Origin of the sequence: Microbacterium sp. HSID17254, assembly GCF_003989315.1 — a bacterium.
In the GTDB taxonomy this organism is placed as follows: domain Bacteria; phylum Actinomycetota; class Actinomycetes; order Actinomycetales; family Microbacteriaceae; genus Microbacterium.
Genome location: NZ_RBLT01000002.1, coordinates 174,486 through 193,253, shown reverse-complemented (window position 1 = coordinate 193,253; position 18,768 = coordinate 174,486). Strand labels below are relative to the sequence as shown.

General features: G+C 70.8%; 16 protein-coding genes. 12 read left to right on the top strand and 4 right to left on the bottom strand.

The window, feature by feature from the left end; genetic code table 11:
- The coding region (locus D8M34_RS02480; protein ID WP_148113045.1) for a helix-turn-helix transcriptional regulator at positions 1 to 1,226 on the top strand (1,226 nt) is incomplete at its 5' end.
- Positions 1,227 to 1,230: 4 nt separating this feature from the next.
- On the opposite strand, the gene D8M34_RS02475 is transcribed toward D8M34_RS02480, so the two are convergent.
- Positions 1,231 to 2,127: an A/G-specific adenine glycosylase gene (locus tag D8M34_RS02475; protein ID WP_446723716.1), complete on the bottom strand. Its 897-nt coding sequence runs from the start codon at positions 2,125 to 2,127 to the stop codon at positions 1,231 to 1,233.
- A 52-nt stretch (positions 2,128 to 2,179) separates the two neighbouring features.
- Here D8M34_RS02475 and truB point away from each other — a divergent pair, with 52 nt between their 5' ends.
- The 6 genes from truB (at position 2,180) to D8M34_RS02445 (ending at position 8,457) form a co-directional block, all read left to right on the top strand.
- Positions 2,180 to 3,073, top strand: coding sequence for a tRNA pseudouridine(55) synthase TruB (gene truB, locus D8M34_RS02470; RefSeq protein ID WP_126893053.1), 894 nt, complete (start codon positions 2,180 to 2,182; stop codon positions 3,071 to 3,073).
- The gene (locus tag D8M34_RS02465; protein WP_126893052.1) at positions 3,070 to 3,438 is read left to right on the top strand and encodes a hypothetical protein; all 369 of its coding nucleotides are present in this window, start codon (positions 3,070 to 3,072) and stop codon (positions 3,436 to 3,438) included. Before truB ends, D8M34_RS02465 begins: the two co-directional genes overlap by 4 nt.
- A 55-nt stretch (positions 3,439 to 3,493) precedes the next feature.
- Positions 3,494 to 3,931, top strand: a complete 438-nt coding sequence (locus D8M34_RS02460; RefSeq protein ID WP_231729434.1) for a hypothetical protein — start codon at positions 3,494 to 3,496, stop codon at positions 3,929 to 3,931.
- On the top strand, positions 3,928 to 4,878 hold the full coding sequence (locus D8M34_RS02455) for a bifunctional riboflavin kinase/FAD synthetase (RefSeq protein ID WP_126893051.1): 951 nt from the start codon (positions 3,928 to 3,930) through the stop codon (positions 4,876 to 4,878). The genes D8M34_RS02460 and D8M34_RS02455 overlap by 4 nt, the downstream gene beginning before the upstream one ends.
- A gap of 201 nt (positions 4,879 to 5,079) precedes the next feature.
- Positions 5,080 to 7,224 carry a DEAD/DEAH box helicase gene (locus D8M34_RS02450; protein WP_062766558.1) on the top strand — a complete coding sequence of 715 codons (2,145 nt, stop codon included), beginning with the start codon at positions 5,080 to 5,082 and terminating at the stop codon, positions 7,222 to 7,224.
- A gap of 204 nt (positions 7,225 to 7,428) precedes the next feature.
- Positions 7,429 to 8,457, top strand: coding sequence for a 6-phosphofructokinase (locus tag D8M34_RS02445; RefSeq protein ID WP_025103187.1), 1,029 nt, complete (start codon positions 7,429 to 7,431; stop codon positions 8,455 to 8,457).
- A 130-nt stretch (positions 8,458 to 8,587) separates the two neighbouring features.
- On the opposite strand, the gene D8M34_RS02440 is transcribed toward D8M34_RS02445, so the two are convergent.
- Positions 8,588 to 9,304, bottom strand: coding sequence for an endonuclease domain-containing protein (locus D8M34_RS02440; protein ID WP_238695579.1), 717 nt, complete (start codon positions 9,302 to 9,304; stop codon positions 8,588 to 8,590).
- Positions 9,305 to 9,826: 522 nt separating this feature from the next.
- A complete protein-coding gene (locus D8M34_RS02435; RefSeq protein WP_126893050.1) occupies positions 9,827 to 11,920 on the bottom strand; it encodes a S9 family peptidase in 2,094 nt (697 codons plus the stop codon).
- 154 nt (positions 11,921 to 12,074) lie between these two features.
- Between D8M34_RS02435 and D8M34_RS02430 the strand changes: the two genes are divergently transcribed.
- From D8M34_RS02430 to D8M34_RS02415, 4 genes are read left to right on the top strand one after another with little or no spacing between them, the layout of a single operon-like run.
- Entirely contained in the window at positions 12,075 to 13,439 is a 1,365-nt protein-coding gene (locus tag D8M34_RS02430) for an inorganic phosphate transporter (RefSeq protein ID WP_025103190.1), read from the top strand.
- Entirely contained in the window at positions 13,436 to 13,771 is a 336-nt protein-coding gene (locus D8M34_RS02425) for a hypothetical protein (RefSeq protein WP_025103191.1), read from the top strand. The genes D8M34_RS02430 and D8M34_RS02425 overlap by 4 nt, the downstream gene beginning before the upstream one ends.
- Before the next feature lie 51 nt (positions 13,772 to 13,822).
- A complete protein-coding gene (locus D8M34_RS02420; protein WP_126893049.1) occupies positions 13,823 to 14,752 on the top strand; it encodes a phosphodiesterase in 930 nt (309 codons plus the stop codon).
- A gap of 51 nt (positions 14,753 to 14,803) precedes the next feature.
- Positions 14,804 to 16,264 (top strand): aspartate ammonia-lyase, encoded by a 1,461-nt coding sequence (locus tag D8M34_RS02415; RefSeq protein WP_025103193.1) that lies wholly within the window; start codon positions 14,804 to 14,806, stop codon positions 16,262 to 16,264.
- Positions 16,265 to 16,328: 64 nt separating this feature from the next.
- Here D8M34_RS02415 and D8M34_RS02410 read toward each other — a convergent pair whose 3' ends face one another.
- Positions 16,329 to 17,198 (bottom strand): fumarylacetoacetate hydrolase family protein, encoded by an 870-nt coding sequence (locus D8M34_RS02410; RefSeq protein ID WP_126893048.1) that lies wholly within the window; start codon positions 17,196 to 17,198, stop codon positions 16,329 to 16,331.
- Positions 17,199 to 17,287: 89 nt separating this feature from the next.
- On the opposite strand from D8M34_RS02410, the gene D8M34_RS02405 reads away from it, so the two are divergent.
- A complete protein-coding gene (locus D8M34_RS02405; RefSeq protein WP_126893047.1) occupies positions 17,288 to 18,589 on the top strand; it encodes a PrsW family intramembrane metalloprotease in 1,302 nt (433 codons plus the stop codon).
- Positions 18,590 to 18,768 lie beyond the last annotated feature (179 nt).

Here is an 18,768-nt window from a genome sequence, read left to right as displayed (position 1 = left end):
AACGTCGCGACCGCGGGGCCGAGTGGCGCTGGCTCGCCCAGGTCCGCGGAGCCTCCCACGCGGGGACGGACCGTGCGCTGCGCGATGCCGTGGTGGGGGTGTGCGCTCTCCTCGCCGGCGACGTCATGCCGGCGAGCGGGACCGCGGGCCTCGGCGGGCTCGGCGGCGTAGCGGCGGCGCTGCAGATGGCATGCGCGGGCGACATCGACGAGGGCCTGCGGCTGCTGCGCACGGGAGGACTTCCCGGAGCGGAGCGCGATCCGGTGTTCCCCGGCTTCGAGAGCAGCCCGGTCGTGCGGGCCTACCGCGCTGTCACCGAGGTGCTGCTCCTCGTCTGGCGGGGAGACATCGGTCCGGCCAGGGAACTGCTCCGGCACGCGGCGGTCGAGCTCCCCGTCGCCATCCCGTTCGCCGGTCTCGGTGTCGTCCTGGCGCGGCGGCTCGACCTGGCGGTGCTCGGCGCCCTGGGCCCGATCGCGCGTGCACTCACCGACGTCCTTGCTCCCGCCGCCGGGTCGGACGTGCTGGTCGATCGCGCCGTCGAGGCCTTTCTGGACGGTTCCTTCGAGGTGGCCGTCGGCGCCATGGGGCTGTGGCGGGACCGCGGAGCCCCGCAGCCGGTGTTCGCGGTGCCGGGAGTCGACGAGGTCGTGCTCTGGTCGCCGGGGGGATACCGGCCGGGGACCGCGCGGCCGCCGGAGAGCGAGATCGCCGCGGCGCTGCGGCGGGCGGTCGTCGGTTCCGCCGGCCCCACTTGGCGCACGGACCAGGAGGAGCTGCGGGTGGCGGCGAGCCGGCTTCGGTCTCCGTTCGCCCGCGGGCGGGTCGAGTCCCTCCTCGGGGTCCGATCCGGTCTGCACGGAGACGTGGTCTCGGCACGCGGGCACTTCGCGCAGGCCGAGCGGCTGTTCGAGGTCGCCGGAGCGCGAGCCTGGGAGCGCGCGGTGCGACGACGGCGGGAACGGCTCGAGGCGTCCGGGACCACGGCGGACGGGACGGCGGCCCTGCCCGCCTGTCGGAGCGCCTGGGCTCAGCGACTGACGCCTCGGGAACTCGAGGTGGCGATGCTCGCGGTCGGAGGGACGGCGAACCGCGCGATCGCGGAGCGGCTGTCGGTCTCGGTCCGCACGGTCGAGGTGCACCTCGGACGCGCGTTCGCGAAGCTGCATGTCCGCAGCCGCGTCGAACTGACCGTGCTGGCCCACCGCACCGAACAGCTCCTCTGAGCGCTCACCGTGGGAGGGAGAGGCCCTCCCCGTCGGCTTCCGCGAGCCCGTCGGCGATGAGGGAGTCGATCGCACGGTCCCGCTGACGCACGTCCGGCCAGTCCGGGAGGACGGCGGTGAGCGGGACTGCGGCGGGGGCGGCGGCGCGCAGGAGCCGGAGCACGGCGCCGCGGGCCTGGCGGTCCGAACCCTCGTACGCGGCCTGTCGTCGTCGCACATCCCCGGTGTCGGGTCGGCCGGCCGCGAGCCACGCACACCCGTCCGCCAGCGGGCAGCGGTCGCATCGGGGCGCACGGGACGTGCAGATCGTCGCGCCGAGCTCCATCGCCGCGGCGTTGAGGACCGCGGCCTCTGCGGGGTCCGCGGGCAGCAGCGCCGCCATGAGCGCGAGGTCGCGGCGGGACGGGGACCCCGGTTGCGCTCGTCCCTCGACCGCCCTGGCGAGCACGCGCCGGGTGTTGGTGTCGACGACGGGATGACGGTCGCCGTACGCGAACACGGCCACGGCACGGGCGGTGTAGTCGCCGATCCCGGAGAGGGCGAGGAGGGCGTCGACGTCACGCGGCACGACGCCTCCGTGGCGCTCGACCACCTCGACGGCCGCACGGTGCAGCCACAGGGCGCGCCGCGGATAGCCGAGGTTCGCCCATTGCTGCACGACGTCCGCCGGAGACGCGGCCGCCATCGCGCGGGGTGTGGGCCACCGGGTCAGCCACGCGTCGAGGTGCGGGATCACGCGGGTCACGGGCGTCTGCTGCAGCATGAACTCGCTCACCAGCACGCCCCAGGCGCCGAAGGCGGCGTGGAACTCCGGGCGGCGCCACGGCAGATCGCGCGCCTCCTCGGCGTACCAGCCGTGCAGGGGCGTCATCGTCGCAGGAGACGGTGCGGGCGCGGCCATCCCTCCAGCCTAGGCGAGCGGTCGCCGCTCCCGGCCTCGGTAGGCTGGAGGGATGGCGACCCCCGGCATCCTCCTCGTCGACAAGCCCGGCGGGCTGACCAGTCACGATGTGGTCGCCCGCACCCGACGGGCTTTCGGGACCCGCAAGGTAGGCCACGCCGGGACTCTCGACCCGATGGCCACCGGACTGCTCGTCATCGGCATCGAGGGGGCGACCCGCCTCCTCACCTACATCGTGGGCGCGGAGAAGACCTACGAGGCGACCGTCCGGCTCGGTGCCGTCACCTCCACGGATGACGCGGAGGGCGAGATCCTCCACCGCGCGGATGAGAGCGCCCTCGCGGCGATCGAGGAGGCGGCGATCGATGCCGGAGTGGCCGCGCTGACGGGCGCGATCTCCCAGGTCCCGAGTGCGGTGTCGGCGATCAAGGTCGACGGTCGCCGCGCCTACGACCGCGTCCGTGCGGGGGAGGAGGTCGTCCTCCCGGCGCGAGACGTCGTCGTGTCCCGATTCGACGTCGTCGCGCGTCGCCGCGACGACCACGCGATCGACCTCGATGTCGTCGTGGACTGCTCGTCCGGAACCTACATCCGCTCGCTGGCCCGCGACCTGGGCGCCGCCCTCGGCGTCGGCGGCCACCTGACCGCCCTCCGCCGCACCCGTGTCGGCCCGTTCGACGTGCGTGACGCCGTGACGATCGACGCGCTCGAGGGCGCTCCCGTGCTCACCCCCGGCGCCGCCGCCGGCCGCGTGCTCTCCGTCCTCCCCGTCACGGCGGACGAGGCGCGGGACCTGCGACACGGCAAGCGCCTCGCCGGGCAGGCCGCGCGCCTGGACGGACCGCTCGCGGCGGCCGTCGAAGACGACGGCACGCTCGTGGGGATCGTCGAGAAGCGCGGTGCCGATGTGAAGAGCGCCATGAACATGCCGGAGGTCTCCCGATGATCCTGTGGTTCACGATCGTGCAGATCGTCGTCGCCGTCGCCGCCGGGCTCTTCTGCCTCGGCGCGGGGTTCGCCGGTCGCCGCCCCAGCGATTTCTCCGTCGGGGCGCTCGCTCTCGTCGAGGTGCTGCTCGTCGCGCAGATCGTCGTCGCCATCGTGGCGCCCCTCGCCGGGAACCCGCCGACCGGGGATCTGCTGGAGTTCTGGGTGTACCTCGTCTCGGCGGCCCTGCTTCCGATCGGGGCCGTGCTCTGGGCGCTGATGGAACGCAGCCGGTGGAGCACCGTCGTGCTCGGCGTGGCCGCGCTCGCGATCGCGATCATGCTCTGGCGCATGCAGGTCATCTGGACCGTGCAGGTCGCCTGAGGAGCACCCGGAGCGGACGCCGGGCAGCTCGCCCGGCTCTAAGATGGAATGCGCTATGAGCTCCACCGCCCCCTCCACTCGGATGACCGGTATCGGTCGTGTCCTGGTGATCGTCTACGCCGTGATGGCACTGGCGGCCACCGGGCGCAGCTTCGTGCAGATCGTCCGTCGATTCGACGAGGCCCCGTTGGCCTACAGCCTCTCGGCGCTGGCCGCGGTCGTGTACGTCCTGGCGACGCTCGCGCTCGTCTTCGCGCGTCGTCGCGGCTGGTACACCGTCGCGTGGGTGGCGATCGTCTTCGAACTCACCGGTGTCCTGGTCGTCGGCGTGCTCAGCCTCGTCCTCCCCGAGCTCTTCCAGCACGAGACCGTATGGTCGCTGTTCGGGCGCGGCTACCTCTTCATCCCCCTCGTCCTCCCGATCTTCGGGATCTGGTGGCTGCGCACGCACCGGCCCGTCGAGACCGCGCGTCCGGTCGAGGTCGCCGCGTGATCGTGTTCCGGAATCCGGACGAGGTGCCGAAGGACTTCGGGCCCAGCGCCGTCGCCATCGGCAAGTTCGACGGCGTGCACGAGGGGCACCGCGCCGTCATCCGCCGCCTGGAGGAGGCGGCCGCGGCCTCGGGGAGCCGTGCCGTCGCGGTCACGTTCGACCGCAACCCCCTCGCCGTGATCCGTCCCGACCGGTGTCCCGAGAACGTCGTGACCGTCGACCGCAAGCTGGAGCTCCTCGGCGAGCTCGGACTCGACGCGACGCTGGTACTGACGTTCGACGAGACGCTCGCCGCCCGGAGCGCGGAGGACTTCGTCGTCGACATCCTCGTCGGCGCGCTGCACGTGTCCACGGTGCTCGTCGGCGCCGACTTCCGCTTCGGACACCGGGGCGCCGGCACCCCCGAGCTGCTGCGGGAGCTCGGCCCCCGATACGGGTTCACGGTCGAGGTCGTCGACGACGTCTACCTTCCGGGGTCGAGCCGCCGGGTCTCGTCGAGCTGGATCCGCGAGCTGCTGATGGCGGGGGACGTCACCGAGGCGGCCCGCGCCCTCGGGCGGTATCCCGACGTGCGCGGCGTCGTCGTCCACGGGCTGAAGCGCGGACGCGAGCTCGGCTTCCCGACCGCCAACCTCTCCACGATCATCGACGCGTTCGTCCCCGCCGACGGCGTCTACGCCGGCTGGCTCGTCGACCACGACACCGGCATCCGGCACCCGTCGGCGATCTCGGTGGGCACGAACCCCACCTTCGACGACGTGCTCGTCCGTCAGGTCGAGGCGCACGTGCTGGGGGAGACCGGGCTCGATCTCTACGGTCACGACGTGACGGTGGAGTTCGTGCAGCGGCTGCGCGGCATGGTCGCGTTCGAGGGCATCGAGAAGCTGATGACCCAGATGGCCGCCGATGTGACGCAGGCCGCGACCATCCTGAACGTGTCCGCGTAACACGACGGCGCCGTGCTCCCGCGGCCAGTGCCAGGGATGACATAGAATAGAGTCAGGCTCCCACCGGTCCCGCACGTATCGCGTGCTCCGGCGGGAACACCGATCCACAGTCCGCACGGTCCTGGCTCACGCCACACGCGGACGACGAGAACGGCTCACGGCTCCCTGAGGGCGCCGGAGCCCTTCAGGCTCAGGAGGAGCATGCCGACCACGGCAACCGCCGCCCCGCGGCGTAAGAAGACGTCCCGTCGCGATGACGAGGCACCCCTCATCCCGATCCTCGCGCGCAAGGTGCGCGAGATCGAGGCGAAGTCCCAGCGGGGGAAGCTGGGTCCCACGAACCGCACGAAGTTCCAGGTGATCGCCTTCCTGGTGCGCGAGGAGCGCGCCAGGGTGAAGGCCGACACGGAGATCACCGACGCGGCCCGCGCCGAGCTGCTCAAGCGGCTCGACGGTGTCGCGACGATCCTCGCGAAGACGGCCGCGCGGGACACCTCGCTCATCCAGCTGCTCGAGGCCGACCAGGCCACCTCGCCGGTCGCCAAGCGGATGCGCCGCGACTGGCTGCTCGAGTCGGGGGCCGAGCTCCCGCCGGAGGAGCTCATCATCGCCGACCCCGCGCCCGTGCAGGTGTCGGTGGTCCCCGCGGCCATCGCCGAGCGTCAGGTCACCCCGCCCTCGGTGGAGGCCCGTCAGCTGGCCAACCCGTTCCTCGCGCCCGACCTGACCCCGCGTCCGGCCAGCACGCCCCGCCGCCGCCTCGACGGCTGGGAGCTCATGGGGCCGCTGTACAAGGCCTTCGAGACCGGCGCGGGCGGTGCGGCGGCGTCGATGGAGCTTCCGCCGGCCCCGGAGTTCGATCACATCTCGCCCAAGGGCCGCGAGATCATGGTGCACCAGTCCCGTTTCCTCGAGGCTGTGCGCGCCGGACACCGCAGCTTCCTGCTCGCCGACGAGCCGGGCCTCGGCAAGACGGCGCAGTCGGTGCTCGCGGCCTCCGTCGCCGGCGCCTATCCGCTGCTCGTCGTGGTGCCCAACGTCGTGAAGATGAACTGGGCGCGCGAGGTCGAGCGGTGGACGCCGCAGCGTCGTGCCACGGTCATCCAGGGCGACGGCGACGACATCGACGCCTTCGCCGACGTGTTCATCGTCAACTACGAGATCCTCGACCGTCACATGTCCTGGCTCGCGTCGATCGGCCTGCGCGGCATGGTCGTCGACGAGGCGCACTTCATCAAGAACCTCTCCTCGCAGCGTTCGCAGAACGTGCTCTCGCTCGCGGCGCAGGTGCGCGAGCGCACGCCGGGGCACGATCCGCTCATGCTCGCCCTCACCGGCACTCCGCTCATCAACGACGTCGAGGACTTCGACGCCATCTGGCGTTTCCTCGGCTGGACGAACGGCGAGAAGCCCGGACCGGAGCTCATGGAGAAGCTCGACGCGACGGGGCTCACGCCCGCGGACAAGGCCTTCTACCCGGAGGCCCGCGACGCGGTGATCTCGATGGGCATCGTGCGGCGCAAGAAGAAGGACGTCGCCGCCGACCTGCCCGACAAGCTGGTCGCCGATCTGCCGGTGCAGCTCGACGACGAGTTCGGTCGCAGCATCCGCCAGGCCGAGCGCGAGCTGGGGGAGCGCCTGGCCGCCCGCTACCGCCGCATCATCGAGGCACGCGGCGACCGCGGTCTCGCGCCCGGAGAGATCGACGACGACATCGTCCGGCTCGTGGCGCAGAACGAGCTCGAGGAGTCGAAGGCCGCCGGCACCGGGGGAGACAACGTCTTCACCATGGTGCGCCGCATCGGTCAGGCGAAGGCCCTCCTCGCCGCCGACTACGCCGCACAGCTGCAGCGGTCGGTCGGCAAGGTCGTGTTCTTCGCGAAGCACATCGACGTCATGGATCAGGCGGAGGCGCACTTCGCCTCCGCGGGCATCCGCGCGGTGTCCATCCGCGGCGACCAGACGAACACGGCACGGCAGCAGGCCATCGACGACTTCAACGGCGACCCCGAGGTCGGCATCGCGGTGTGCTCGCTCACGGCGGCCGGCGTCGGACTCAACCTGCAGGCGGCCTCGAACGTCGTCCTGGCGGAGCTGTCGTGGACCGCTGCCGAGCAGACGCAGGCCATCGACCGCGTGCACCGCATCGGCCAGGACGAGCCTGTCACCGCCTGGCGGATCATCGCCGCGCACACGATCGACACGAAGATCGCCGAGCTCATCGACCAGAAGCAGGGCCTCGCGGCCCGCGCTCTGGACGGCGAGGCGACGGAGGAGACGGCGAGCGAGTCGGTGCAGCTGGCGGCGCTCACGCACCTTCTGCGCGAGGCTCTGGGCGGGCGCTGAGACGTCGTCAAGAACACGTGTTCTTAACGGCGATTCCCAGGCCTCATCCTGCCGGGACGCGAAGTTCGGCGTGATCGCTCCTCGCGGCCGTCAAGATCCCCGGTTTTCGACGCGCTCGAATGGCCAGGCGAGGGGACGGCGCGCTAGTGTCGATCGCAGGCACTGTCGCCGCACCCCCATCCCTCGACCTCCGAAGGCAGCAGCATGAAGATCGGCATCCTGACGAGCGGCGGCGACTGCCCCGGACTCAACGCGGTCATCCGCGGCATCGTGCTCAAGGGCACCACGACCTACGACCTGGAGTTCGTCGGCATCCGCGACGGATGGCGCGGCGTCGTCGAGGGCGACTTCATGCCCCTGACGCGGCATGAGGTGAAGGGCCTGTCCAAGGTGGGCGGCACCATCCTCGGCACCAGCCGCACCAACCCCTACGAGGGGGAGCGCGGAGGCGCCGACAACATCGCGAAGACCCTCTACGGCCACAAGATCGACGGCATCGTCGCGATCGGCGGCGAAGGCACCCTCGCGGCGGCGGACCGCCTCGCCAAGGACGGCATCAAGGTGCTCGGCGTTCCGAAGACGATCGACAACGACCTCCGGGCCACGGACTACTCGTTCGGCTTCGACACCGCCGTGAACATCGCCACGGACGCCATGGACCGGCTCCGGACCACGGGCGACTCCCACCAGCGCTGCATGGTCGCCGAGGTCATGGGTCGTCACGTCGGCTGGATCGCCCTGCACGCCGGAATGGCCGCGGGCGCGCACGTCATCTGCATCCCCGAGGTGCCGATGTCGCTGGACGAGATCACCGCTCTCGTCACGAGCGCCCACGATCGCGGTCGCGCGCCGCTCGTCGTCGTCTCCGAGGGCTTCAAGCTCGCCGGCATGGACGAGGCCTACAGCGACAAGGGCCTGGACGCGTTCAACCGTCCGCGGCTCGGTGGCATCGGCGATCTGCTCGCCCCCGAGATCGAGCGAATCACGGGCATCGAGACGCGGGCCACGATCCTCGGCCACATCCAGCGTGGCGGCTCGCCGTCGGCCTTCGACCGCGTCCTCGCGACCCGGCTCGGCCTGCACGCCGCGGATGCCATCGTGGACGGCGCCTGGGGGCAGATGGTCGCGATGCAGGGGACGGACATCGTCCGCGTCCCGTTCGCGGATGCTCTGGGCGAGCTCAACACGGTGCCCCGCTATCGCTACGACGAGGCCGCCGCCCTCTTCGGCTGACCGCCGGCTTCAGCCCCTCGCGCGGCTTCAGGAGTCCTGCTGTCTTCCCTGCCTGAATTTGCGTGAGTGCCTGTATGCGCGCGTTCGCCTGTTCTCACGGCCTCGCGCGGTGTCAGGCTCTCGCGCGGCTTCAGGCGTCGTGCTGTCTTTCTCGCCTGTTCTCGCGTGAGGGCCTGTGCTTGTGTTCGGTCTGCTCTCCGCGAGCCGTCGTGCGACGGCGTGCGCGATGCAGCCCCTGCGCGAGCGCGGCCAGGACGGTGTCCTCGACATGAGTGTCATCGACCATGACCTGGTGGTAATCGAAGCGCAGGACGGTGTATCCGCGGAGTGCGAGCCTCGCGTCCGCCGCGAGATCACGCCGCCGGTCGCCGGCGGCGCTGTGGTGGCGGAAGCCGTCGATCTGGATGGCGAGCCGTTCGCCGATGACACCGTCGAGCGGATGGCCGTCCACCCACACCTGCTGTCGCACGTCGATGCCGATCGCGCGCATCCGTTCGACGAAGACCGTCTCGGGACCGGAGTCCGACCGGCCGCGGACGATTCGAGCGAGGCGGTCAGCAGCGTGGCACCGCCACCGCACCCGCGCGAGCGTATCCAGCTCCACCGCCCCGTGGCGGATGGCGGACTCCCAGATCGCGCGGGCCTCGACGGGCGGCCGACATCGCGCGACCTGGAAGAGGACATCCAGGACGGGATCGACCGCCGCGCGCGGATGCGCCGGCACAGGCCCCTGGGCGCAATGCACCTGGACGCCGCCGCGGTCGAACCGAGAAGCGGTCCGGGGGAGGGCGACGTGCACGTCCGTGGCCCCGATGTCCCACCATCCGGCGAGAGCCGCAGCGCTCACACAGGTGACTCTCCCGCCGACCGAAGCAGCCGCCCGGCGCCGTGGATCGACATCGGGGAGGAGGAGCCACGACCGGCGCACACGCTCGAGCGTGCCTTCCTGCACCGCGCGACGCATCTGGTACTCGGTGAAACCCGCCTCACGTACGCGCGACGAATGCGCGGAGCCTCCCTGCTCTCGAACCCAGCTCTCGACCCTCGTGCGTCTCACCTCTCCACCTTGAGCGCTCGCGCAGCACTCTCCATCGCAGCACTCGGGATGGGCAGATCGTTCGCGAAATCCTGGCCCTGTGCAGGATCAGTCGTCGCGTGTGGTCACCACAGGCGTCCGCGCGAGATCAGGCAGCAAGAGCCACTTGCGCCTGATGCCGCGCTTGCGCCTGATGCCGCGCGGTAGCCTGAGCCCGCGTCGGACGCGGGAGTGCAGGCCTCCGCGCGAGATCAGGCCAGGAGAGCCACTCGCGCCTGATGCCGCGCGAATGCCTGATGCCGCGCGCGCCTGATGCCGGGCGTGACCGATGCGTCAGGCGAGGTGGAGGGTGTCCAGGAGCCAGGCGAGCTCGAACGCCCGCTCGCGCCAGGAGTTGTACCGCCCGCTCACGCCCCCGTGCCCCGCGACCATCTCGCACTTGAGCAGCACGTCCTTCGCGCCGGCCTCCCGCAGCCGGGCGACCCACTTGGCGGGCTCCACGTAGAGCACGCGGGTGTCGTTCAGCGAGGTCACCGCGAGGATCCGTGGGTACTCCACGCCGTCGCGCACGTTCTCGTACGGCGTGTACGACTTCATGTACGCGTACACCTCCGGGTCGTGCAGAGGGTCGCCCCACTCGTCCCACTCGATCACCGTGAGGGGGAGCGAGGGGTCGAGGATCGTGGTCAAGGCGTCGACGAACGGCACCCCCGCGAGGATCCCGGCGAACAGCTCCGGAGCGAGGTTGGCGACCGCGCCCATCAGCAGACCGCCCGCGCTGCCGCCCTCCGCGACGAGCTGGGCCGGCGTCGTGGTGCCCTCGTCGACGAGGTGCCGGGCGCAGGCGACGAAGTCCGTGAAGGTGTTCCGCTTGTGCAGGAGCTTGCCGTCTTCGTACCACTGCCGGCCCATCTCGCCGCCGCCACGCACATGCGCCACGGCGAAGACGACTCCGCGGTCCAGCTCCGAGAGTCGGGCGACGGAGAAGCCCGGGTCGATGGAGTGCTCGTACGAGCCGTAGCCGTAGAGGTGGACGGGCCGGGGCGTCGCTCCGGGCTCTCCGAAGGAGCGCTTCCAGACGAGGGACATCGGCACGCGCGTGCCGTCCTCCGCGGTGGCCCATTCCCGCCGCTGTCCGTAGCCAGCGGGGTCGTAGTCGCCGAGCACCGTCACCTGCTTGCGGAGGACGAGTTCGCGCGTCGCGAGGTCGAGTTCGTAGACCGTGCCTGGGGTGACGAATGACGTGTAGCCGAGGCGCAGGAAGGGGGAGTGCCACTCCGGGTTGCCGCTGACGCCCGCCGAGTAGAGGGGCTCGTCGAACTGCAGCTCCTCCACGGCGTCCGTCGCGTAGTCCAGGAGCCCGACGCGCTCGAGGCCCTCGCTGCGGTACTCCACCGTGGCGAAGTCGCGGAACGCATCCACCCCGAGCAGCCGTCGTCCCGCCTGATGCGCGACGACGACGCGGCGCTCGCCCTGCGGGTCGTCCGCCGCCACGGAGACGAGCTCGAAGTCCAGGGCGTCGTCATTGTGCAGGATGAGCAGGCGGTCCTCGCCGTCCACGACCGCGTGCTCGAGCGAGTACTCCACGCCCTCCCGCCGCGGCCATACCGGACGTGGCTCCGCGGTGATGTCACCGGTCAGGTCGACGAGGTACTCCTCGCTCGTGATGCTGGAGCCCACGCCGATCACGAGGTAGCGACGACTGCGCGTGATCCCGGCGCCGAGCCAGAACTTCTCGTCGGGCTCGTGGAAGAGCTTGATGTCGTCCGACACCGGGGTCCCGAGCCGGTGCAGCCACAGGGTGTCCGGACGCCAGGCCTCGTCGCGGGTCGTGTAGAGGATCCCGGTGCCGTCCGGGGTGAAGAACGCGCCCCCGGTGTCCGGGATCTCGTCGGCGAGCGTGACGCCCGTCTCCAGGTCGCGGACGCGCACGGTGTAGAGCTCGTCGCCCTCGAAGTCCGTCGACCACAGCAGCTTCGTCGCGTCGTCGGAGGTGTCGAACGCGCCGAGCGAGAAGAACTCGTGCCCCTCCGCCTCGACATTTCCGTCCAGCAGCACCACCTCTCCGGGGACGGGCACCCCCGGCTCGAGACGCGGCGGCGTCCAGTCGCCCTCGACGGCGGCGGCCCGGCAGTGGATGCCGTACTGCGCGCCTTCCTCGGTGCGGCTGTAGTACCACCAGTCTCCGCGTCGCGTCGGCACGGAGAGATCCGTCTCCTGCACGCGGCCCTTGATCTCCTGGAACAGCGTCTCGCGGAGCGTCGCCAGATGCGCCGTCTCCGCCTCGGTGTGCGCGTTCTCGTCCTCCAGGTGCGCGATGACCTCGGGGGAGTCCTTGGCACGCAGCCACTCGTACGGGTCGTCGACCGTGTCGCCGTGGTGCGTGCGGAAGGTGGAACGGCGGGCGGCGATCGGGGCGTCAGTCACCGTCCCACGCTATCCCAGGTCGAGTTGACCGGCACGGGGGACGGTGGCAGGATTTACCGGGGCCGGTAAACGGAAGTCAAACCCACGGTGAACTCTTCGTTCGTCACGTCGATCCCGTCGACATCTCCCTCTTCCTCAAGACCGAAAGCGAACGGTGGAAACCGCAGCCCTCATCGTCGTGCTCGTCATCGCGCTGGCACTCTTCTTCGATTTCACGAACGGGTTTCACGACACCGCGAACGCGATGGCCACGCCCATCGCGACCGGGGCGCTCAAGCCCAAGACCGCGGTGCTCCTGGCCGCTCTCCTCAACCTCGTCGGCGCCTTCCTGTCGACCGAGGTGTCCAAGACCATCTCCGGCGGCATCATCCAGGAGGATGCGATCCTCGCCGCGGGGGCGGAGCTGTTCCTCTCGCTGATCTTCGCCGGACTCATCGGCGCGATCACCTGGAACATGCTGACCTGGCTGCTCGGCCTGCCGTCCAGCTCGTCCCACGCCCTCTTCGGCGGTCTGATCGGCGCGACGCTCGTGGGAGCCGGCCTCGGCGGCATCGACTTCGGCGCCGTGCTGTCGAAGATCGTCCTCCCCGCTCTCATCGCCCCGATCACCGCCGGCATCATCGCCTTCGTGGCGACGAAGATCGCCTACTCGATCACCCGGCGCTATGACGGCAAGCCCGACGGGCGCGACGGCTTCCGCTGGGGTCAGATCTTCACGTCGTCCCTGGTCGCGCTCGCCCACGGCACCAACGACGCACAGAAGACGATGGGCGTCATCACCCTCGCGATGATCACGATCGGCTGGCAGTCCGGTGCGCACCACGAGCCCGAGCTCTGGGTCATCGTCGCCTGTGCGTTCACGATCGCCCTCGGCACGTATCTCGGCGGCTGGCGCATCATCCGCACGCTGGGCAAGGGCCTGACCGACGTCAAGCCGGCGCAGGGCTTCGCGGCCGAGAGCTCGACGGCGGCGACGATCCTCGCCTCCAGCGCCCTCGGCTTCGCCCTCTCCACCACGCAGGTGGCCTCGGGATCGGTCATCGGATCGGGTCTCGGTCGCCGCGGCTCGACGGTGCGCTGGCGGACGGCCGGTCGCATCGGCGTCGGCTGGCTGCTGACCCTGCCCGCGGCCGGAGGGGTCGGCGCCCTGGCGGCGCTGCTCGTCGTCTGGCTCGGTCCCTGGGGTGTGGCCATCGATGCCGTGCTCGCCGTGGTGATCATCCTCGGGCTGTACATGCGTTCGCGGCGCAACGCCGTCACGCCGGCCAACGCCATGAGCGACGTCGCCGAGTCCCACCTCGCGGTCGAGGTCCCCGACACACCGCCGCCCACGCGTCGCCAGCAGCGCATCGCTCAGGCCAAGGCGGAGGCGAAGGCCCGCGCCGAGGCCAAGGAGAAGGCGAAGGCCGAGGCCAAGGACAAGGCGAAGAAGAAGGCCAAGGCCAAGGCCGACGCGAAGGCCGCGAAGACCGGCAGCGTCTCCTCGTCCGACGCCTCGCAGAACGGGGACTCGGCATGAACGTCACGATCGACTGGATCGCCTTCCTGCAGGTGTTCGCCGCCGCGCTCATCGGCGCCGCCGCCATCGTCACCTTCTACGCCCTGGGCCTGCGTCTGCTCGTACGCAGCGGCCGGGCCCCCGTCGTGAGCCCGGCGGAGTTCACCGACGCCATCACGGTGATCTCCGAGAAGGAGCTCAAGCGGGCCGCCAAGCAGGCGGCGAAGGCGGCGAGGAAGAGCCCGCTCACCGAGGGGCAGAAGACCCTCGCCCTCGTGGGCGCCTACGGCTGCTTCGTGCTCTGCGGGGCCGCGGTCATCGCCGGCATCCTGCTCATCGTCGTCGGCCACTGAGCCTCCGGCGCGCCAGGGACGGGCGTCGGCACCCGCCCCTAGGCTGAGGGCATGTCCGCAACCAACGGAACGCCCCCGGTCTTCGGCCGATACGCCCCCGCGTCCCATGTCCTGATCCATGTCAGCGACCCGCACTTCCTGGCCGGAGGCGCGGCGCTGGGGGGACGGTACGACGTCGATCACACGTTCGCGCGGACGCTCGAGGCGATCCGCGCCGTGCATCCCGCTCCCGCCGCCATCGTGATCACCGGGGACCTCGCCGACCTCGGCGAGCCGGATGCGTACCGCCGGCTGCGTGCGGCGATCGAGCCGGTCGCCGCCGAACTGGGCGCTCCCGTGGTCTGGGTCGCGGGCAACCATGACGAGCGCCCGGCGCTCCGCGAGGCGCTCCTGGACGGCGAGCCCACCGAGGAGCCGGTCACCGGGGTGTGGGATCTCGACGGGCTGCGCCTCGTGGCCCTCGACACGAGCGTCCCGGGATGGCACCACGGCGACCTCGACCCGGCGCAGCTCGCGTGGTTGGCCGACGTCCTCGCCGAACCCGCGCCGCATGGGACGATCCTGGCGATGCACCACCCGCCGCTGCCCAGCCATCTGCCATTGTTCGACATCCTCGAGCTCCGTCATCAGGACGAGCTCGCCGCCGTCATCCGCGGCACCGACGTCCGCGGCATCCTCGCCGGCCACCTGCATTACTCCTCACACGGTCTGTTCGCCGGCGTCCCGGTGAGCGTCGCGTCCGCGACCTGCTACAGCATGAACGTCGCCCGTCCGGCGGCAGAGGTGAACGGCATGGACGCCGCCCAGGCGTTCCAGCTCGTGCACGTGCGGCCGGAGACCCTCACGCACACGGTCGTCCCCGTGGTCGACGCGCCGACCGACGACTACTTCTCGGAGGAGTGGATCGCGCGAATGGCGGCGCTGACCCCGGAGGAGCGCCTGGAGGCGTTCTCCCGGAAAACCCCGCAGGGACCGGCGTAGACTGGTCGCATCCCCCACTTTTCCGTTCGCCACGACCCACGAGGATGTGACATGGCTTCTGCCGCGCCCGCCCATACCCGCACCGAGACCGATTCGCTGGGGAGCATGGAGATCCCCGCCGACGCGTACTGGGGGATCCACACCGCCCGCGCCGATGCGAACTTCCCGATCACGAAGCGCCCCATCTCGGTCTACCCCGAACTGGTGATCGCCCTCGCGATGGTGAAGCAGGCCAGCGCCCGGGCCAACAAGGAGATCGGCGTCCTCGACGCCGAGCGGGCCGACCTCATCGACCGCGCGGCACAGCGCGTCATCGACGGCGAGTTCCACGACCAGTTCACGGTCGGCGTCATCCAGGGCGGCGCCGGCACGTCGACGAACATGAACGCGAACGAGGTCATCACCAACATCGCGCTCGAGATGGCCGGACGCGAGAAGGGCGACTACGCCTTCCTCTCTCCGATCGACCACACGAACCGCAGCCAGTCGACCAACGACGTGTACCCGACCGCGGTCAAGATCGGCCTCTCGCTGACGCTGCGCTCGCTGCTCGACGAGCTGGACGCCCTGCGCGTGGCCTTCCTCGGCAAGGCGGGGGAGTTCCACGACATCCTCAAGGTCGGCCGCACCCAGCTCCAGGACGCCGTGCCCATGACGCTCGGCCAGGAGTTCCACGGCTTCGCCACGACCCTGGGCGAGGACCACAGCCGCCTCACCGAGAACGCCTCCCTCATGTTCGAGATCAACATGGGCGCGACCGCGATCGGCACCGGCATCACGACCCACCCCGACTACGCGCCCGCCGTGCTGAAGCACCTGCGCGAGATCACCGGACTCGACCTGGAGACGGCCACCGACCTCGTCGAGTCCACGAGCGACACGGGCGCCTTCATGTCGTTCTCCTCGTCGCTCAAGCGGAACGCCATCAAGCTCTCGAAGATCTGCAACGACCTGCGCCTGCTGTCGTCGGGTCCGCAGGCGGGCCTCGGCGAGATCAATCTGCCCGCACGCCAGGCCGGCTCGAGCATCATGCCGGGCAAGGTCAACCCGGTGATCCCGGAGGTCGTGAACCAGGTGGCGTTCGCGGTCGTCGGCGCCGACATGACCGTGACCATGGCCGTCGAGGGCGGTCAGCTCCAGCTCAACGCCTTCGAGCCCGTCATCGCGCACTCGATCTTCCAGTCGATCACCTGGATGCGTCAGGCCATGTGGACGCTGCGCGTGAACTGCGTCGAGGGCATCACCGCGAACCGCGACCGTCTGGGCGCGATGGTCGGCGCGTCGGTCGGCGTCATCACGGCGCTCACGCCCTTCATCGGCTACGCGGCGGCCGCCGCCCTGGCCAAGACGGCCCTGCTGACCAACCGCAACGTCGCCGACCTGGTGGTCGAGGCCGGACTCATGTCCCGCGACGAGGTCACCAAGCAGCTGTCTCCCGCCCGTCTGTCGGGCCTGGAGGCGGTCACGGCGGCCATCCCGATCGTCACCCCCGACGACCTCATCCAGATCTGAGCGTCGACCGGATACGCGAAGGGGACGGGAGCTCACAGCTCCCGTCCCCTTCGTCGCGTCCGGGTCAGTCGAGGATGCGGCAGTGCGTCGTGAGCTCGCCGATGCCGTCGATGCCGACCGTGACGGTCGAGCGGTCGCGGAGGAAGATCTGCGGGTCGCGCGAGTAGCCGGCGCCGCCGGGGCTGCCCGTGGAGATCAGGGTGCCGGGGAGCAGGGTGAGCGACTGGGAGAGGTGGGCGATGAGCTTCGCCACCGAGCGCACCATCTGATCGGTGCTGGCGTCCTGCACGGTGTGTCCGTCCACCACGGTCCAGATGTGGAGGTCCTGCGGGTCGGCGATCTCGTCGGCGGTCACCGCGAACGGGCCGGTGGGGGTGAAGCCGTCGAACGACTTGCAGCGGGACCACTGCGCCTCGGAGAACTGGATGTTCCGTGCGGTGATGTCGTTGACCACCGTGTATCCCCACACGTGCGTCAGGGCGTCCGCCTCCGGCACGTCCTTCGCGGGCGTGCCGATGAGCACGCCCAGCTCGGCCTCGTAGTCGACGGCCTCGCTGAGGCTCCGGGGCCAGGACGTGGTCTGGTCGTGACCGGTCAGCGAGTTCGGCCACAGCGTGAACACGGTCGGCGCGGCGTCGGTCTTGAGTCCGAGCTCGCTGGAGTGCGCGGCGTAGTTGAGACCGACGGCGAGCACGGCCGGCGGCGCGATCACGGCGGAGGCGAACCCCCAGCCGGTCAGCGGGTGGCGCGGGGCCGTGCTGTCGCGCAGGGCGGCGCGGAACTCGTCGAGTCCGGCGTCTCCTCGCTCGATCAGCTGCTGCAGGGTGGCAGGCGCGTCGGACAGGAGATCGGAGACGAGGATGGCGTCCGAGCCCTCCACCACGGCGAGAACCGCCTGGGAGGAGTCTGGACGGCGCAGGTGAGCGAACCGCATGGTTCTACGCTACCGGGTGCGTGCGGCCGGTCGGGTGGAGGAAGCCCCCAGAGCCCGGCGCGGATGCTTGTGCCCCATAAGCTTTGAGCATGACCTTCGGAGGACCGTCCGACCCCCAGCAGCCCGCCCGGTACACGCCGCCGTCCGCGCCGCCCGCGCAGCCGAGTGCGTACTCCGCCGCGCAGTACGCACAGTCGCCGTATCTGCCGCCGACGTTCGGACAGCAGCCGGGCTATGCGTCGGCCCTCGCGCAGCCGACGCCCTACACGCCACCGGCTCCCGTCGCGCCGTCGCCCGCCGAGTCGCTGCCGGCTCTCCCGTTGCCGAACAAGAAGGGCCGGACGATCTCGCTGTGGCTGTTCGGCTTCCTCGGGTTCCTCCTCCTGGCGCTCATCGGCTACTTCGGCTGGGCGCTCGGACCGACCGCCTCGGTGATCGGGCTCGTCCTGGCGTTGATCCCGCTCACGATCGTCTTCCTCGGGGTGCGCATGATCGACCGGTGGGAGCCGGAGCCCAAGCGTCTCGTGGCGTTCGCCATCGCCTGGGGTGCCGTGGCCGCGGTCGGCCTCACGCTCCTCGTCGACATCGGCCTCACTATGCTGTTCGACATCCGCTCCGAGGAGTTCTCCGCGGTGATCCAGGCGCCCATCGTCGAGGAGTTCTGGAAGGGCCTCGGGGTCTTCCTCATCTTCCTGCTCGCGCGGCGCTCCTTCGACGGTCCGGTGGACGGCGTCGTCTACGGGGCGCTCGTCGGCGCGGGCTTCGCGTTCACCGAGAACATCCAGTACTTCGCGATCAGCCTGATCGAAGGCGGCGGCGAGCAGCTCGGCGTCACCTTCATCGTGCGGGCGGTGCTCTCGCCGTTCGCCCATGCGATGTTCACCTCGCTGACCGGGTTCGCGATCGGCCTCGTGGCTCGCCGGCACGCCTCCGCGGGAGCGGCCGCCGGCGCGGGCCTGCTCGGCATGGTCGGGGCGATCCTCCTGCACGGCCTGTGGAACGGCTCGGCCACCTTCGCCGACTTCTTCGGGCTCTACTTCACCCTGCAGGTGCCGCTGTTCATCGGCTTCATCCTCGGGATCGTCGCGCTGCGGCGAGAGGAGGCGCGGCTCACGCGGGCGCGCCTGGCCGAGTACGCGGCCGCCGGCTGGTTCACGCCGGAGGAGGTCACGATGCTCGCCACGCCCGCCGGGCGCAAGGTCGGGCTGGCGTGGGCGGCGCAGCTGCGCGGCGACCGCCGGCCGCTGATGCGTGAGTTCATCAAGGACGCGACGGCTCTGGCAGCGGTTCGCCAGCGGGCGATCACCGGTCGCGACCCGCTCGCGGTCGAGGACGAGCGTGCTCTGCTGATCCGCACGAGGGCGGCACGCGCCGCGCTGCTGGCCTACTGAGGGACCGCTTCGGACAGACTCAGCGCCCGGTGCTGCGGCGATGCCTGCATGTCTCCCGGGCGCTGAGTTGATCTGCCACCAGGGTGCACCCGGCCCCGGGGATGTGTCAAGGGTCTCCGCGACGGGCGGCCACAGCAGCTCGACGAGGTGTTCGCTGTGAGCAGGTGTGGTCGCGTTGA

What these genes read in the sequence shown, in the direction of transcription:
- D8M34_RS02475 (WP_446723716.1), bottom strand. Translation starts at nt 2,127, where the DNA reads ATGGCCGCGCCCGCACCGTCTCCTGCGACGATGACGCCCCTGCACGGC.
- truB (WP_126893053.1), top strand. Translation starts at nt 2,180, where the DNA reads ATGGCGACCCCCGGCATCCTCCTCGTCGACAAGCCCGGCGGGCTGACC.
- D8M34_RS02465 (WP_126893052.1), top strand. Translation starts at nt 3,070, where the DNA reads ATGATCCTGTGGTTCACGATCGTGCAGATCGTCGTCGCCGTCGCCGCC.
- D8M34_RS02460 (WP_231729434.1), top strand. Translation starts at nt 3,494, where the DNA reads ATGAGCTCCACCGCCCCCTCCACTCGGATGACCGGTATCGGTCGTGTC.
- D8M34_RS02450 (WP_062766558.1), top strand. Translation starts at nt 5,080, where the DNA reads ATGCCGACCACGGCAACCGCCGCCCCGCGGCGTAAGAAGACGTCCCGT.
- D8M34_RS02445 (WP_025103187.1), top strand. Translation starts at nt 7,429, where the DNA reads ATGAAGATCGGCATCCTGACGAGCGGCGGCGACTGCCCCGGACTCAAC.
- D8M34_RS02425 (WP_025103191.1), top strand. Translation starts at nt 13,436, where the DNA reads ATGAACGTCACGATCGACTGGATCGCCTTCCTGCAGGTGTTCGCCGCC.
- D8M34_RS02420 (WP_126893049.1), top strand. Translation starts at nt 13,823, where the DNA reads ATGTCCGCAACCAACGGAACGCCCCCGGTCTTCGGCCGATACGCCCCC.
- D8M34_RS02415 (WP_025103193.1), top strand. Translation starts at nt 14,804, where the DNA reads ATGGCTTCTGCCGCGCCCGCCCATACCCGCACCGAGACCGATTCGCTG.
- D8M34_RS02410 (WP_126893048.1), bottom strand. Translation starts at nt 17,198, where the DNA reads ATGCGGTTCGCTCACCTGCGCCGTCCAGACTCCTCCCAGGCGGTTCTC.
- D8M34_RS02405 (WP_126893047.1), top strand. Translation starts at nt 17,288, where the DNA reads ATGACCTTCGGAGGACCGTCCGACCCCCAGCAGCCCGCCCGGTACACG.